General features: G+C 64.6%; 15 protein-coding genes. 7 read left to right on the plus strand and 8 right to left on the minus strand.

Annotated features, from left to right (window positions below; genetic code table 11):
* Positions 1-36: 36 nt before the first annotated feature.
* From AC1RUR_RS26835 to AC1RUR_RS26845, 3 genes are read right to left on the minus strand one after another with little or no spacing between them, the layout of a single operon-like run.
* Positions 37-915, minus strand: coding sequence for a sulfurtransferase (locus AC1RUR_RS26835; protein WP_492849586.1), 879 nt, complete (start codon positions 913-915; stop codon positions 37-39).
* 51 nt (positions 916-966) lie between these two features.
* Positions 967-2,079, minus strand: coding sequence for an acyl-CoA dehydrogenase family protein (locus tag AC1RUR_RS26840; RefSeq protein WP_492849588.1), 1,113 nt, complete (start codon positions 2,077-2,079; stop codon positions 967-969).
* A gap of 36 nt (positions 2,080-2,115) precedes the next feature.
* A complete protein-coding gene (locus tag AC1RUR_RS26845; protein WP_492822337.1) occupies positions 2,116-2,658 on the minus strand; it encodes an OsmC family protein in 543 nt (180 codons plus the stop codon).
* Positions 2,659-2,904: 246 nt separating this feature from the next.
* Between AC1RUR_RS26845 and AC1RUR_RS26850 the strand changes: the two genes are divergently transcribed.
* The gene (locus tag AC1RUR_RS26850) at positions 2,905-3,567 is read left to right on the plus strand and encodes a TetR/AcrR family transcriptional regulator (RefSeq protein ID WP_492849590.1); all 663 of its coding nucleotides are present in this window, start codon (positions 2,905-2,907) and stop codon (positions 3,565-3,567) included.
* Between the two features lie 100 nt (positions 3,568-3,667).
* Here the strand turns inward: AC1RUR_RS26850 and AC1RUR_RS26855 are convergent, their stop codons facing one another.
* A complete protein-coding gene (locus tag AC1RUR_RS26855; RefSeq protein ID WP_492849592.1) occupies positions 3,668-5,206 on the minus strand; it encodes a bifunctional AfsR/SARP family transcriptional regulator/alpha/beta hydrolase in 1,539 nt (512 codons plus the stop codon).
* Between the two features lie 148 nt (positions 5,207-5,354).
* Between AC1RUR_RS26855 and mddA the strand changes: the two genes are divergently transcribed.
* Genes mddA through AC1RUR_RS26870 form a run of 3 tightly spaced genes read left to right on the plus strand, consistent with a single transcriptional unit; the run spans position 5,355 to position 7,867 of the window.
* Positions 5,355-6,104 (plus strand): methanethiol S-methyltransferase, encoded by a 750-nt coding sequence (mddA, locus tag AC1RUR_RS26860; RefSeq protein WP_492849594.1) that lies wholly within the window; start codon positions 5,355-5,357, stop codon positions 6,102-6,104.
* Positions 6,101-7,078 carry an NADPH:quinone oxidoreductase family protein gene (locus AC1RUR_RS26865; protein WP_492849596.1) on the plus strand — a complete coding sequence of 326 codons (978 nt, stop codon included), beginning with the start codon at positions 6,101-6,103 and terminating at the stop codon, positions 7,076-7,078. The genes mddA and AC1RUR_RS26865 overlap by 4 nt, the downstream gene beginning before the upstream one ends.
* Before the next feature lie 33 nt (positions 7,079-7,111).
* A complete protein-coding gene (locus AC1RUR_RS26870; RefSeq protein WP_492849598.1) occupies positions 7,112-7,867 on the plus strand; it encodes a PaaI family thioesterase in 756 nt (251 codons plus the stop codon).
* Between the two features lie 115 nt (positions 7,868-7,982).
* Here the strand turns inward: AC1RUR_RS26870 and AC1RUR_RS26875 are convergent, their stop codons facing one another.
* The 3 genes from AC1RUR_RS26875 to AC1RUR_RS26885 form a co-directional block, all read right to left on the minus strand.
* Entirely contained in the window at positions 7,983-8,273 is a 291-nt protein-coding gene (locus tag AC1RUR_RS26875) for a DUF7684 family protein (protein WP_492849600.1), read from the minus strand.
* Positions 8,274-8,582, minus strand: a complete 309-nt coding sequence (locus AC1RUR_RS26880) for a 1-deoxy-D-xylulose-5-phosphate synthase (protein WP_492849602.1) — start codon at positions 8,580-8,582, stop codon at positions 8,274-8,276. It lies immediately after the preceding gene.
* A gap of 457 nt (positions 8,583-9,039) precedes the next feature.
* On the minus strand, positions 9,040-10,248 hold the full coding sequence (locus AC1RUR_RS26885) for a TrmJ/YjtD family RNA methyltransferase (RefSeq protein WP_492849604.1): 1,209 nt from the start codon (positions 10,246-10,248) through the stop codon (positions 9,040-9,042).
* 339 nt (positions 10,249-10,587) lie between these two features.
* Here AC1RUR_RS26885 and AC1RUR_RS26890 point away from each other — a divergent pair, with 339 nt between their 5' ends.
* The 3 genes from AC1RUR_RS26890 (at position 10,588) to AC1RUR_RS26900 (ending at position 12,691) form a co-directional block, all read left to right on the plus strand.
* Complete coding sequence (locus AC1RUR_RS26890) at positions 10,588-11,802, plus strand: NADP-dependent isocitrate dehydrogenase (RefSeq protein WP_492849606.1); 1,215 nt, start codon at positions 10,588-10,590, stop codon at positions 11,800-11,802.
* A 98-nt stretch (positions 11,803-11,900) separates the two neighbouring features.
* On the plus strand, positions 11,901-12,401 hold the full coding sequence (locus tag AC1RUR_RS26895; RefSeq protein ID WP_492849608.1) for a DUF3455 domain-containing protein: 501 nt from the start codon (positions 11,901-11,903) through the stop codon (positions 12,399-12,401).
* Between the two features lie 5 nt (positions 12,402-12,406).
* Entirely contained in the window at positions 12,407-12,691 is a 285-nt protein-coding gene (locus AC1RUR_RS26900; RefSeq protein ID WP_492849610.1) for a DUF3303 domain-containing protein, read from the plus strand.
* Between the two features lie 3 nt (positions 12,692-12,694).
* On the opposite strand, the gene AC1RUR_RS26905 is transcribed toward AC1RUR_RS26900, so the two are convergent.
* Entirely contained in the window at positions 12,695-13,924 is a 1,230-nt protein-coding gene (locus AC1RUR_RS26905; protein WP_492849612.1) for a cyclic nucleotide-gated ion channel, read from the minus strand.
* Positions 13,925-13,929 lie beyond the last annotated feature (5 nt).

The raw sequence follows: 13,929 nt of genomic DNA on the forward strand, positions 1-13,929 counted from the left end.
CCGCGAAGCGGTCGTCTCGAAGGACGAGGCGTGCGCTCACGCCGCCTTGGTCGTCACCTCCGATGCGATTGGCAATCCCTGCTCGATCGGCAGCGACGGGTCGCGCGACCATTCGTTCCAGGAGCCGAAATACATCCGCACGTCCTTCACGCCGGCGTTCTTCAGCGCCAGGAAGGTGTTCGAGGCGCGCGCGCCCTTGAAGCAGTAGAGATAGACCGGCGTCGACTGCGAGATGCCGACGGTGGCGCATTCGGCCAGGATCTCGTCCTTGGACTTGAAGCGCGGGCCTTCGGCGGTCGGCTTCATCATGCGGTACCATTCCAGCCAGACGGCGCCGGGGATGCGTCCCTTGCGCGGGCAGAAATCCTTGCCATACGGAGACGAGCTGTCGCCGATCCACTCGTCGACGTCGCGGACGTCGAGGATGGCGATGCCGGGCTTGCCGACGGCACCCAGCATCGTCTTCGCGTCGATCAGGATCTCGCCCGCTTCAGGCACGATCGAGAACGAGGCCTTGGCCGGCGCCGGAACATCCTTCGTCACCGGGAAGCCCGCGGCCGACCAGGCATCGAAGCCGCCATGCAGCACCTTGACCTTGGGATAGCCGAGCATGGTGAGCAGATAATAGCCGCGACAGGACTGGCCGAAGCCCGAATTCATCGACTGCTCGTAGATCACGGCCGTCTCCTTGCCGGAGAGACCGGCGCCGCCGAACGCGTCGGCGAATTTGGTCTTCAGCTCGGCCATGCCCTCGGGCGTCGAGGTCGCGAGGAACGTGAAGATCTCATGCACGTTGACGGCGCCCGGCAGGTGCCCGGCGGCGTAGGCATCAGGATTGCGGGTGTCGATGACGACACACGGCTCTAGCTTCAAGAGATCGGCAAGTTCGACGGCAGTAATCAGGACGTCAGTCATGGCAGCCTCTCCGTTGAGGTTGGGGGTCTTCGGGGGTGGGCACGTAAAAAGTCAGGAATCGGCGAGCATCTTGCGCAGCTGCTTGGTGGCAGGCGTGACGATCGCGACGAAATAGGCCTCGCGCAGGCGCCGCTGCGCGCGGTGGCTCTTGAGGTAGCCGCGCGCGCCACAATGCAGCATCGCCGCATGCGCCGCCGCGACGCTGGCCTCGCCGGCGCGAAGCCGCAGCGCAATCACCTTGCGCCAATAGGTCTCCTCTTCGTTGTAGGGATCGCGCGCCAGCGCCATGGTCTCGGTCTCGAGCTCGGCGGCGAGATCGCGAAAGTGCACCGGCTGCTGCGGCAGATAGCGGTTGATGTGGCCGAGCGAACCATCGACCTCATCCATGATGCTGATGCAGTCGCGGATCACACCCAACGCCATGCCGGCTTGCAGTAGGATGAAGCCGGCCCGGATCTTCTTGACGAAGGGCGCGGCGGGATCGGCGAGGATCAGCTCATCCGGCACAAAGACATCGCGGAACTGCACGCCGTAAGTTCCGGTGCCGTCCATGGCGAGGAACGGCTTGCACGGCGTCAGCGTGATCGCGGGATCGGAGCAGTCGGCGAGAAACATCACCGTGCCGGGCTCGTCCTCGCGCTCGAAAATCGTGCCGAAATAATGATCCGGTCCGAGATTGGAGACCCAGGGCAGCGCGCCGCGCACGATGTAGCCGCCCTCAACCTTGCGTCCCTTCAGCTTGAGCTTCTCGATGCCGAAAAAGCTCTTCATCGGATTGGACAGCCCGGTGCCGCCGAGCACGCGGCCGGTCGAGAAGGCATCGCCGAAGCGCTTTGCCAGCTTCATATTGGTGGAATTGGCGGCGTACCAGACCAGCGTGTTCTGGCACCAGGCCATGAAGGCGGTGGCGCCGCAGACCTCGCCGATCGCTGCCATCGCCTGGATCGCGCAGCGCAAATCCGCAGGCCCTTCGTGCGGCATGTGACTGCCCCAGGCGCCGACCGCGCCGAATTCGCGCAGCACCTCGGCCGGATAGACCGTGCCGGCGTCGATGCCGGCGGCGAGCGGCGCGAGCTGCTCCCGTGCAATCCGCGCCACCTCACCTGCAATGGACGGTGCGGGCTGATCCAAAACTTCGGCCCGTGATAAAGCCAGTGAACTCATGATCGTCTCCCGCACCTTGTCCCTGATTGCTGTCTGCTAGATGCCGACCTCGAGATTGACCGGGCGGGTGAAGGTGTTGGCGACCGGCGACCATTTCTTCACATGGGCGACCAGCGCGTTGATCTCGTCCTGCGCGATGCCTTCGCACTCCATGTCGACCTTGACGCGGACGTCGGTGAAGCCGACCGGCTTGTCCGACATGTCGCCGGTGCCCCAGACCGCGGTGATGTTGAGGTCGCCTTCGAGCTCCAGCTCGAGCTTGTTGACGATCCAGCCGCGATGCACGGCGTTGGCGTGCAGGCCGACGGCAAGGCAGGAGCCGAGCGCGGCGAGCGAGGCTTCCGACGGATTGGGCGCGGTGTCGTCACCCAGAAGGCCCGGCGGCTCGTCGACGATATAGGGCGGCAGGTTGCGGATGTAGTTGGCGTGGCGGAACTTGCCTTCCGCGACCGTCTTGCATTTCAAGGTCTTGATGACCTTCGGATTCGCCTTCCCATTGGCGATCAGTTGCTCGAGCCCGTTCTTGTCGATGGGCGCGAGGCAACCCGTCAGCACTGTCTTTTGAACGACGGCAGTCATCATCTTCTCCCTGGCAGCCGTGGAATCCGGCAGGATACCGAACGGTCTGTTTTCTTGCATGGAGCGTGCCAGAGCCGGCCAAAAACAAAAGGCGAAGCATTGGAGCCGCTTAGCGGTCGCTGCCTGCGGATTGATCAGCGGCCGCTTGCTCAAAGGCGGAGCAGATGCGCTGACCGTTGCGAATCTTTTCAGCGCGGAACAGATGCGGCTTGCCGTTGCGGCGCGGCTGCGGGTAAGTTTGGACTCATGGCCAAGCCCTTACTGAACAAGACGTCATCGAAGAAGACCTCGCCCCACGCCGCCGCCGGCGAAGACGAATCCGCGCGCGGGCGCCTCTTGAGCGCCGCGACGCATCTGTTCTGCAAGAACGGCATCAACGCCACCGGCATCGATGCGATCATCGAGGAAGCCGGCACAGCGAAGACCACGCTCTACAAGCTGTTCGGCTCCAAGACCAACCTTGTCAACGCGGTGCTGGAGAGCGAAGGCAAGCAGTGGCGCGAATGGTTCATCGGCGCCATGGAACAAGGCGGCGGCGACGCGCAGGCGAAGCTGACGCGCATCTTCCCGGCGCTGAAGAGCTGGTTCGCGGAAGAACGCTTCTACGGCTGCCCCTTCATCAACGCGGTCGGCGAGCACGACAAGGACGCCAAGCAGTTCCGCAACATCGCGATGAAGCATAAGAAGATCGTGCTCGGCCATATCGAGAAGCTCGCCGGCGAGCTCGGCTCGAGCGAGCCTGCGGTGCTCGCGCATCAGCTCGGCCTCTTGATCGACGGCGCGATCGTCGCTGCGATGATCTCGCGCGACCCGGGCGTGGCGGATACGGCGGCGCTCACGGCAGGCCCCCTGCTCGGCCAATCGAAGCTGAAGAAGAAGCGCGCGGCCGATCAGTTAGAGGCGGTGTGATCTCGGCGTGATCTCGTAAGGTGGGCAAAGGCGCAAGGCGCTGTGCCCACCATCTCGGCCTGGTTGATCAAGATCGTGGGCACGCTCCGCTTTGCCTACCCTACAAGCTCCGTTTCATAAACCCCTTGATCGATTCAAGCACTGGCCCCTGATCCCCCGCAAAGAACCAGTGATCATTGCCGTCGAGCTCGACGAATTCCGCGCCTTTGATCCGGCGCGCGATATCGCGCCCGGCCGCGATCCGCACCGCCTGGTCGCCGCGCCGGTGCAGCACCAATGTCGGCACGGCAATCTGCGGCAGGAGGTGCCGCACATCGGCGTCGCGAAACGCCTCCAGCACCGCCGAGATGCCACCGGGACTCGAGGCCGCGCGCAGCAAGCCCGCCCACCAGGCGCGCGCCTGGGGATCGCCGGCAAGGCTCGGCGCGAAGACTTCGATCCCGGCCGGGCCGCCCCATTGCGCAACGACCTGCTTGCTCCAGGCATCATACTGGCTGGCGCGCAACGCGTGCGGATAGTCCTCTGACCAGCAGCCCTTGGCCAGCGCGCCGAACAGGATGAGCCCGGCCACGCGGCGCTGTTCGTCGACGGCAAATTTGATGCAGGCCGGCCCGCACTCGGATGCGCCGAACAGCACCACGCGGCGCGAATCCACGGCCCGCAGCACCGTGCCGATATCCTCGGCGGTGGCGTCGATGCCGGGGGCCGATCCGACCCGGTCGGACAGCCCGATGCCGCGACGATCGAACACGACCAACCGCCCGAGCTTGATCAACGACGCCAGAAAGGTCCGGCTCGCGGGATGCTCCCAGGCGCGCTCCACATGCGAGACGAAGCCGGGCATGACCAGGATATCGAGCGGACCGCTACCATAGGTCTGATACGCCAGATGGACGCCGGCGCCCTTGACGTAACGCGTCGCTGGAACGGCGTGTGCCGCCGCCGGTGTCATCAGCGCCTCGGTCTCGGCTTCCGGCGCAACGCCAAGCTCGTCACGCAGCCGCTGCGTCAACGCCGTGTGGTGCCGCTCCGCCGCGCTTCGATCGCCCGCCAGCAGCAGGCTGCGGATCAGATGCCGGCCATACACTTCGCTCAAAGAATCGAGCTCGACCAGACGGGCCGCATGCGCGGCCGCGGCAAAGTAGTCGCCGGCGTTGGTATTGTCCTGCACCAGGCGCTCCAGCGCCTGCATCAGCCGTCCCCGCAGCGCCTCGCGGCGGAAGAATGCCCAGTCGTCGAATTCGCGACAGTCCTCCGGAGAGAAACCTGCGAGGAAGTCTCCCCGATAGATCTGACAGGCCTCGTCAAAATCGCCGCGGTCGCAGGCGCTCTCGAACAGATGCGCATCGACCTTCAACGCGGCCGCAGGTGACCATCGCACGCTGGTCCGATCGGTCTCGAACACCTGCTGGCCGAGCGTGAGCTCGATGCGGTGAAGCAGGCGCCGCAATCGCGCAAGTCCGGTCTCGCGGTTAGTCTCGGGCCACAGCAGCGTGGCCATGACGTCGCGCCCCACAGCGCCTTTGGCCTCGGCGAGATAGACCAGCAGCGCGAGGCCCTTGCGCAAGGCCAATTTGATCGGACGGCCGTCGGCATGGACCTCCGGGAACCCGAACGTCTCCAGCGAGAAAGCCGTCATGAAAATCCTCTTTCCCTGGCCGTCGTCCCCGGGGGACGCGCAGGGGACGGTCCGGCGGTAACGGTCGGGCCAGATCGAGCCCGCTCGCCAGCGAGCGGCTCAGGCCCCTGCATGCGGCACCGCTGCATCAGGCACAACAGGAAAAACCATGTTCGCGCGCCTCGCAATCCTGCTCTACGCCATCGTGAGCTACGGCGTCTTCACCGCCTCATTCCTCTACGCGCTCGGTTTCGTCGGTAATTATGTCGTGCCCAAGTCGATCGATAAGTCGATCGACATCGGCGGCCCCGCAAATTTGGGCGAGGCCATCGTCATCAACCTGCTGCTGCTCGGCCTGTTTGCCATCCAGCACAGCGTCATGGCGCGCCCGTCCTTCAAACGACGGATGGCTAAATTCCTCCCCGCGGCCTGCGAGCGCAGCACCTATGTGTTGCTCTCCAGCCTGATCCTGCTGCTGCTGTTCTGGCAATGGCGTCCGATCCCGACACCGGTCTGGCAGGTCAGCGGCATCGCGGCCTGGCTGCTGATCGGCGTCCATTGGCTCGGCTGGCTGATCGCTTTTGCCTCGACCCACATGATCGATCATTTCGATCTGTTCGGTCTGCGCCAGGCCTTCGTCGCGTTCCGCGGGACGGAGATGCCCAGTCAATCCTTTAAGACCCCGCTGCTCTACAAGATTGTGCGCCATCCGCTGATGCTGGGCTTCCTGCTCGCGTTCTGGGCCACGCCCGAGATGACCGTTGGCCACCTGTTGTTCGCAATCGCCAACACCGCCTACATCCTGGTCGCACTTCAGTTCGAAGAGCGGGACCTGATCGCCGAGTTCGGCGCGACCTACCAGGACTATCGCCGCCGCGTTCCCATGCTGCTGCCGCGTCTTTTCGGAGCGCCCCGATGAAAGCGGTTCTGTGCACTTCGTTCACTGGCCCTGCGGACCTGCGCCTCAGTGAGATCGACGAGCCGAGGCCTGCCGCCGACGAGATTCTCATCGACGTCCACGCGGCCTCCGTGAGCTTCATGGACCAGTTAATGGTTTCGGGCCTTTACCAGATGCGGCCGCCGACGCCCTTCGTGCCCGGCACGGAAGCATCCGGCACCGTCGTCGTGGTCGGCGACAAGGTCACGACATTCGCCCCCGGCGATCGGGTGGCGTGCAGCAGCTGGACCGGCGGCTACGCCGAACGGATGACGGCGAAGGAATCGAAGAGCGTGCGTCTGCCTGGCGGCGTCGCGTTCGAAGCCGCAGCGACGGTCCTGCACAATTACGGCACGGCCTGGTATGCGCTGGTCGAGCGGGCACGGGCGCAAGCCGGCGAAACCGTGCTGATCACCGGCGCTGCCGGCGGAGTTGGACTCGCCGCCGTCGACCTCGGCCGCCATCTCGGCCTGCGCGTCGTCGCCGGCATCGGCTCCGACGACAAGGCCGCCCTGGTGCACAGCTATGGCGCCAGTGAGGTCATCAACTATCGTAGCGAAGGCCTCCGCGACCGGATCAAGTCGATCACATCAGGAGACGGCATCGATATCGGCTTCGACACTATCGGCGGCGAGATCTTCCAGCAGATGGCCCGGTCGATGAAGTGGGGCGGACGTCTGATGCCGATCGGCTTCACCAGCGGCGAGATTCCACAGGTCCCGATGAACCTGCCGCTGCTGAAGAACTATTCCATCCTCGGTGTCTTCGTCGGCGCCTGGGCGGAGAGGTTTTCCGCCGAGGCCGCGCGCATGAACGACACGCTGATGCACTTGCTGGCGGAGGGAAAAATCTGTCCGCATGTCGACCGCGTCCTCCCTTTGGAGGAGGTCACTGAAGCCATGCGCGCCGTGGCCAACCGGACGGTTCAGGGACGAATTGTCCTCAAGATCAGGTAAAGTGTGCCCGACGAGGAAGCGAGAACATCACCGATGACTGAGATCATCATCGACAAGCGCTATTGCGGCCCTCCGAACTCCGGCAACGGCGGCTATGTCTGCGGCCGGCTGGCCCGGCACATTCCCGGGGCTGCGGAGGTGACGCTGCGCGCACCGCCGCCGCTGGACAGGCCGCTCGATGCGATCGCGACCGACGACGGCACATGGGAGCTTCGCGACGGCGCCCGGGTCGTCGCGACCGGGCACGCGGCAAGCGTCGAGCTTGCGCGCCTGGAGACAGCCAGCTTCGAGGAGGCCTGCGCCGCCGAATTGCGGACGCCGGTCAAGCCGCACGAGCATCCGCTGCCGACATGTTTCGTGTGCGGTCCCGCAAGGGCAAAGGGCGACGGCCTGCGCATCTTCGCCGGACCGCTCGGCCGCCATTCACGAAACGCCATTCTCGCGGCGAGCTGGACGCCCGATCCGAATCTGGCCGCCGAGGACGGCCTTGTCGCGAGCGAATTTCTCTGGTCGGCGCTCGATTGCCCCACCGGCTATGCCTGCAACTACAATCAGGACAGCGACAGCTTCGATCAGGCCCCGCTCCTGCTGGGACGCATGTCAGCCCGGATCGAAGCGCGGCCGCGCCCCGGCGACCGCTGCGTCATCACAGCCTGGCCCACCGGCCGCGACGGCCGCAAGCGTACGGCCGAGGCTGCCGCGCATGATGAAGCCGGGAGGTTGCTCGCCGTGGCGCGCGCGACATGGATTGAGGTCGATCGCGGTGTGCAGCTCGGGCGCACGTCGTAGGGTGGGTTAGCGAAGCGTAACCCACCATGCTTCAACGAATGCGAGACAAAGTTGGTGGGTTACGCCACGCCGGACTGCGCTCCGCGCAGCCGCAAGGCTAACCCACCCTACGAGACTACAAATTCACTATCTGGACAGGCTGATTTCGCTCGTCATTCCACAAGCCAGCGAACTCCAGAACCTCCTCCAGCGTTTCATTCGGGTGCGAGGTGGTCGTAACGAAGCACGCGTCATCCGACCCGTCACCCACCACGAGTTCGTCGATGATGTCCTCTATCCGCGCCGCGCCTTCTCCGACGACTGCGATAAGAACAACGTTATCGCGAAGGCATTGCTCGACGAAGGCGTCCAACAAATCCTCGTTGGAGAGTGGCAACTGGAGGACGACCCTTGACGCATAGCTCATCTAATTCTCGGCGGCGTGGCGAAACAGCTCTCCCCTGATTTCGCGCCAGTATTCTTCCGCAACGTCGGGGTCGATTTCGACCGGCGCGCAGCTATCGGGATAGAGGCGATCCTTGCCATCTCTTCGCGAGCCCGAAATCCAAAACCTTTTTCCGGTTTCAACGTCAAAGTAGTTCGCTTTGAAGCCGCTACCTTTCAGGCTTTGGAACGTGCGTCCTCCATAGCTGATAGACTTGCCCGTCTTCGAGAATGTGACGCGGCCAATCCGTGCCAGTCCATTCAGCGAACTAGATTTGTCCTCGATATACATGATGCGTGTTTTCGGCATGCTTGGACCTAACGTGCGGACGGCGAGCGAGAAACAAGATATTCTGCCGAATAAAAAGACAATCTGAAATAATTATCGAGGGGGAATGCAACTCGGGGAGTTTTGTCAGTTAAGCAATCGTAACCGCATTGATATTCCTTATTGCCCGTTGGCAAACCCGTAAGGGCAAGCCGCCACTGTCCTCCCAAGGCAGGGCTATCGCATATGACAATGGGAGGCTGCGGGACGAGCGCGGCCTGCATGGTTCGAGACGCCCGCTTTGGCGGGCTCCTCACCATGAGGGTCAGATTTCTCGCTGCAAAGCGCGACCTCATCCTGAGGGCCCGCCGCAGGCGGGCGTCTCGAAGGATGGCCGCAAGGCGAGCTTCCAACTGCGTTCTTCTTCACGTGCGATAGCCCTGCCTCCCGAGGGTAGAGCGGACAAGGCCTAAGCTTCCGCCTACATAGCGGTCGATCCCTGCTCGATCATCCCCTGCAACCGCACCAGCTCCGCCTCCAGGTCCCGCTCGACATCCGCCGCGCGAATGTCGATCACCCGATAGTCCCGCGCCTCGAGCCACGAGCGCCGACCGGCGCGGTCCGCCGCGATGGTCTCGCCCTCGCCCGGATTGACCAGCTCGATCGCGATCCGGTGCGGGAACGAGACGAAGTCGGGGATGTGGCGGCCGACCGGGGTCTGGCGCTTGAACCCTCCTGCGAACCGGCGGTCGCGGGTCAGGGCCTGCCAGAGCAGGCGCTCGGCGTCGGTCGGGTTGCGGCGGAGCAGGCGGGCGAGGCCGCGCACGGTCGAGCCGCTGTCAGGGACGCCGCCCCCCTGCCCGTGCTCGGCCAGCAGCGCGCGCAGGCGCGTGGCCTGCTCGCCGTCGAGCACACCGCCCTTGGCCGGGCCCTTGCGGCCTTCCGCGATCGCCATGACGACTCCATGCAGGGTATGCATGTCCTGCTTCGTCGGCTCCATCCGGGTGAAGATGTTGCGCAGGTTCACCAGCATGGTGTCGCGCTTCTCGGCCGGCCGCAGGAATTCGACCCGGTCGAGCTCGCGGATGAGGTTGTCGAAGAAGGCCTGCATCTGGTGCTGCGAGGCGCGCTCGGAGCGCTCCGGCATGGCGTGCGGCAGCTCGCCGGACGTTGCCCGCTTGAACCATTCGTAGCCGACCAGCAGCACGGCCTGCGCGAGGTTGAGCGAGGCAAAGCCCGGATTGACCGGGAAGGTGATGATGCGGTTGGAAAGGCCGACCTCCTCGTTGGTCAGCCCCCAGCGCTCCCGGCCGAACAGGATACCGGCCTTGCCGCCGGTCGCGACGTGACCCGAAATCTCGGCAGCGGCTGCCTCGGGACCCACCACCGGCTTGGCCTGGTCGTGGGGGCGCGCGGTGGTGGCGAACAGCAGGTCGAGGTCGGCAACCGCCTGCTCCACCGTGTCGAACAATTCGACCTTTTCCAGAATGTAGTCGGCGCCGGCCGCCGCGCGCTGGGCGGCGATGTTGGGCCAGCCGTCCCTGGGGTTGACGATGCGCAGACGGCTCAGGGCGAAGTTGCCCATGGCGCGCGCGGCCATGCCGATGTTTTCGCCAAGCTGCGGCTCGACCAGGATCACGATGGGACCGTCGAGGGAAAGACCCGCCTTGCTCTTGTCAGTCCCCGACATTTCGCTTCGCTTTCACTCTTCGTCTCAAGGCCTTGGCACGGCCACTTTAGGAATTGATTCAAGGCCCGCCGCCAGCCGGCGCGGCCCCGTCCGCCTGTCGTTTGCCTGTCCTGACGAAATTCTCAAGGGAAATAACGGGTTGGATTCAACTTTTGAATCTCTTCTGAAGCCTCAGGCCGGCCTCCGCCGGCGGACCGCTCCCCGCCCCCCATCTGGGGAAGCTGGATGAGCTAAAAGTGCATAATCCCTTGGCTTTCGCCCGCCGCGCGGCGGTGCTAGGAGGGGGCGGATATTCCCGTGGCGCGCCAATAGCGCCGTTCCCAAGAGGCTTCCCCGATCATGGCAAAAATCAAGGTATCCAATCCCGTCGTCGAACTCGATGGCGACGAGATGACCCGGATCATCTGGCAGTACATCAAGGACAAGCTGATCACCCCGTTCCTGGATGTCGAGCTGATGTATTTCGACCTGGGAATGGAGTACCGCGACCACACCAACGATCAGGTCACCATCGACGCCGCCGAAGCCATCAAGAAGGTTGGCGTCGGCGTCAAGTGCGCCACCATTACCCCGGACGAGGCCCGGGTGAAGGAGTTCAACCTCAAGCAGATGTGGAAGTCGCCGAACGGCACCATCCGCAACATCCTCGGCGGCGTGATCTTCCGCGAGCCGATCATCTGCAAGAACGTGCCGCGCCTGGTTCCCGGCTGGACCAAGCCGATCATCATCGGCCGCCACGCCTATGGCGACCAGTACCGCGCCACCGATTTCAAGTTCCCGGGCAAGGGCACCCTGTCGATGAAGTTCGTCGGCGAGGACGGCACCGTGATCGAGAAGGAAGTGTTCAAGGCGCCGGGCGCCGGCGTCGCCATGGAGATGTACAATCTCGACGATTCCATCATCGACTTCGCCCGCGCCTCGCTGAACTACGGCCTGCTGCGCAACTACCCGGTCTATCTCTCGACCAAAAACACGATTCTGAAGGTCTATGACGGCCGCTTCAAGGACATCTTCCAGGACATCTACGACCGCGAGTTCAAGAAGGAATTCGAGGCCAAGGGCCTGACCTACGAGCACCGCCTGATCGATGACATGGTGGCCTCGGCACTGAAATGGTCCGGCGGCTATGTCTGGGCCTGCAAGAACTACGACGGCGACGTGCAGTCCGACACGGTCGCGCAGGGCTACGGCTCGCTCGGCCTGATGACCTCGGTGCTGCTCACCCCCGACGGCAAGACCGTGGAAGCCGAGGCCGCCCACGGCACCGTGACCCGCCACTACCGCGAACACCAGAAGGGCAAGGAGACCTCGACCAACTCGATCGCGTCGATCTTCGCCTGGACCCGTGGCCTCGCCCACCGCGCCAAGCTCGACAACAACGCAGAGCTCGCCAAGTTCGCCAACACGCTGGAGAAGGTCTGCGTCGACACCGTCGAGGCCGGCTACATGACCAAGGACCTCGCGCTGCTGGTCGGTGCCGACCAGCGCTGGCTCTCGACCACCGGCTTCCTCGACAAGGTCGCCGAGAACCTGACCAAGGAGCTGTCGGCCTGAGCCGACCGCAATTTCGCCCGACTGGGCCGGACATCATCACGGGCCGCATCTTCGGATGCGGCCCGTTTGTTTTTGAGAGAGCTCTTGCGGAGATCCCCATGTTCATCAAGCTTGCCGCTCCCGCCCTGCTGCTCGCGGTCCTGATCGGACCGGCCGGGGCCGCGGAGCCGCTTCCCGAGGCCATCGCCGCTCCGGGCGAGATCGCCGTGCTCAGCGTCCACGCCGAGGGCGCGCAGGTCTACGAGTGCAAGGCCGGCGCTGAGGGCAAGCTCGCCTGGGCTTTCCGCGAACCGATTGCGACGCTTCTGTTCGAGGGCAAGACCATCGGACGGCACTATGCCGGTCCGAACTGGGAGCACGCCGACGGCAGCGCCGTGGTCGGCAAGGCCATCGGCAACGCGCCGGGCGCCACAGCTGCCGATATCCCCTGGCTGAAGCTGGAAGTCGCCTCCCGCCGCGGCAGCGGCACGCTGACGCCGGTTATCACCGTCCAGCGCATCAACACCCATGGCGGCAAGCTCGAGGGTTCTTGCGACAAGGCCGGCGAGTTCAAGAGCGCGCCCTACTCCGCCGAGTATGTCTTCCTGAAGAAGGGTTGAGGCCAATGCTCTTCATGGTGATCGAACGCTTCAGGGACCGCGATCCCATCCCGGTCTACCGCCGCGTGCGCGACGAGGGCGTCAAGTTTCCGGAAGGGCTGAAATATCTCGGCAGCTGGATCGAGCCGAATTTTGATCGCTGCTTCCAGCTGATGGAATGCGACGACGCCCGCCTGCTGCAGGAATGGGTTTTGAACTGCCAGGGCTTTGGCATGACCTTCGAGATCGTGCCCGTTGTCCCCAGCAAGGAGACGCGCGAGGTCGTGGCGCCCTTCCTCGACGGAACGTGACGGCTACGCGCGGCCCTCATCTTCCGGTTCGGCCTGTGCGAGTTCAGCCAGTGCGAGATCGCCGGTATCGGCGAGCCGCGCCTTGGCGGTGGTGTGGACGTGCTCGGCCAGCGTCGGCATGCGCTCGATCAGGGCGTGAAAATCCTGGGCATCGAGCAGCAAGAGGCGCGTCTTGCGCGTCGCCGTCACCGTGCCGCTGCGCTTGGTCTTGTGCAGCAGCGCGATCTCGCCGAAGAAGGTGCCGTCGGTGAGCCGCACATGCTGGTTCGGCAGCACGATCTCGACCTCGCCGGCGGTGATGAAATACATCGACGAGGCGGCATCGCCGCGGCGAACCAGGATCTCGCCCTGCTCGATGGTGCGCGCGCGCAAGAGCCGCATGATGTCGGCGATCTCGGAGGCCGACAGGTGCGAGAACAGCGGCACCCGTGCCAGCATGCCCCAGGTGACGACGAAGTCGCGCCGCTTCACCTCTTCGGCAAAGGCGGTGGAGATGATCGCGACCGGCAGCGCGATCATGGCGAAACCGCTGACGATGGCGAATGTCGAAACGAACTTGCCGAGCGGCGTCACCGGCACGACGTCGCCATAGCCGACGGTGCCGAGCGTCACGATCGCCCACCACATCGCCTGCGGGATGGTGCCGAGCTTGTCCGGCTGCACGTCGCGCTCGATGGCGTAGAGCAGCGAGGCGAAGGTCAGGACCGCGCCGATCAGGATGACGATGCAGCCGATCAGCGCGCGCCGCTCGGCATGGACGGCGGCGAGCAGCGAGCGCATCGCCGGCGAATAGCGGATCATCTTGAAGAACGGCAGCACGCCGAGGGCTGCCAGCGTCGCATGCCGGCCGGTGGCGAGCACGATCGCGGCGGGCAGGAACGCCATGAGGTCGATGATGCCGAGCGCGGAGAAGGCGTAGCCGAGCCGGTCGGACAGCGCGGACGCCTTGCGCTGGGTGTGTCCGGCCACCGTCCACATCCGCGCGGCATATTCCAGCGCGAACACGATCACGGCGAGGATGGTGATGCCTGCGAACAGCGCGCCGAACCGCGCATCCAGATCCGGCACCGAGGCGAGGATCATCGCGATCACGTCGAGCACGATGACGCCGATGATGATCTGGATGAAGCGCGATCCGACCGAGTAGGCCAAGGGATCGTGCTCCAGCAATTCGTAGAGATGATCCCTCAAGCCGGGGTCGCGAAGCCCAATTCCTCGCGGAACGGGGGACATGGTGC

It is taken from the genome of Bradyrhizobium sp. GW821-FHT12B03 (assembly GCF_058807535.1).

What these genes read in the sequence shown, in the direction of transcription:
- AC1RUR_RS26850 (WP_492849590.1), top strand. Translation starts at nt 2,905, where the DNA reads ATGGCCAAGCCCTTACTGAACAAGACGTCATCGAAGAAGACCTCGCCC.
- AC1RUR_RS26835 (WP_492849586.1), bottom strand. Translation starts at nt 915, where the DNA reads ATGACTGACGTCCTGATTACTGCCGTCGAACTTGCCGATCTCTTGAAG.
- AC1RUR_RS26905 (WP_492849612.1), bottom strand. Translation starts at nt 13,924, where the DNA reads ATGTCCCCCGTTCCGCGAGGAATTGGGCTTCGCGACCCCGGCTTGAGG.
- AC1RUR_RS26875 (WP_492849600.1), bottom strand. Translation starts at nt 8,273, where the DNA reads ATGAGCTATGCGTCAAGGGTCGTCCTCCAGTTGCCACTCTCCAACGAG.
- AC1RUR_RS26855 (WP_492849592.1), bottom strand. Translation starts at nt 5,206, where the DNA reads ATGACGGCTTTCTCGCTGGAGACGTTCGGGTTCCCGGAGGTCCATGCC.
- AC1RUR_RS26900 (WP_492849610.1), top strand. Translation starts at nt 12,407, where the DNA reads ATGCTCTTCATGGTGATCGAACGCTTCAGGGACCGCGATCCCATCCCG.
- AC1RUR_RS26870 (WP_492849598.1), top strand. Translation starts at nt 7,112, where the DNA reads ATGACTGAGATCATCATCGACAAGCGCTATTGCGGCCCTCCGAACTCC.
- mddA (WP_492849594.1), top strand. Translation starts at nt 5,355, where the DNA reads ATGTTCGCGCGCCTCGCAATCCTGCTCTACGCCATCGTGAGCTACGGC.
- AC1RUR_RS26840 (WP_492849588.1), bottom strand. Translation starts at nt 2,079, where the DNA reads ATGAGTTCACTGGCTTTATCACGGGCCGAAGTTTTGGATCAGCCCGCA.
- AC1RUR_RS26895 (WP_492849608.1), top strand. Translation starts at nt 11,901, where the DNA reads ATGTTCATCAAGCTTGCCGCTCCCGCCCTGCTGCTCGCGGTCCTGATC.
- AC1RUR_RS26885 (WP_492849604.1), bottom strand. Translation starts at nt 10,248, where the DNA reads ATGTCGGGGACTGACAAGAGCAAGGCGGGTCTTTCCCTCGACGGTCCC.
- AC1RUR_RS26865 (WP_492849596.1), top strand. Translation starts at nt 6,101, where the DNA reads ATGAAAGCGGTTCTGTGCACTTCGTTCACTGGCCCTGCGGACCTGCGC.
- AC1RUR_RS26890 (WP_492849606.1), top strand. Translation starts at nt 10,588, where the DNA reads ATGGCAAAAATCAAGGTATCCAATCCCGTCGTCGAACTCGATGGCGAC.
- AC1RUR_RS26845 (WP_492822337.1), bottom strand. Translation starts at nt 2,658, where the DNA reads ATGACTGCCGTCGTTCAAAAGACAGTGCTGACGGGTTGCCTCGCGCCC.
- AC1RUR_RS26880 (WP_492849602.1), bottom strand. Translation starts at nt 8,582, where the DNA reads ATGTATATCGAGGACAAATCTAGTTCGCTGAATGGACTGGCACGGATT.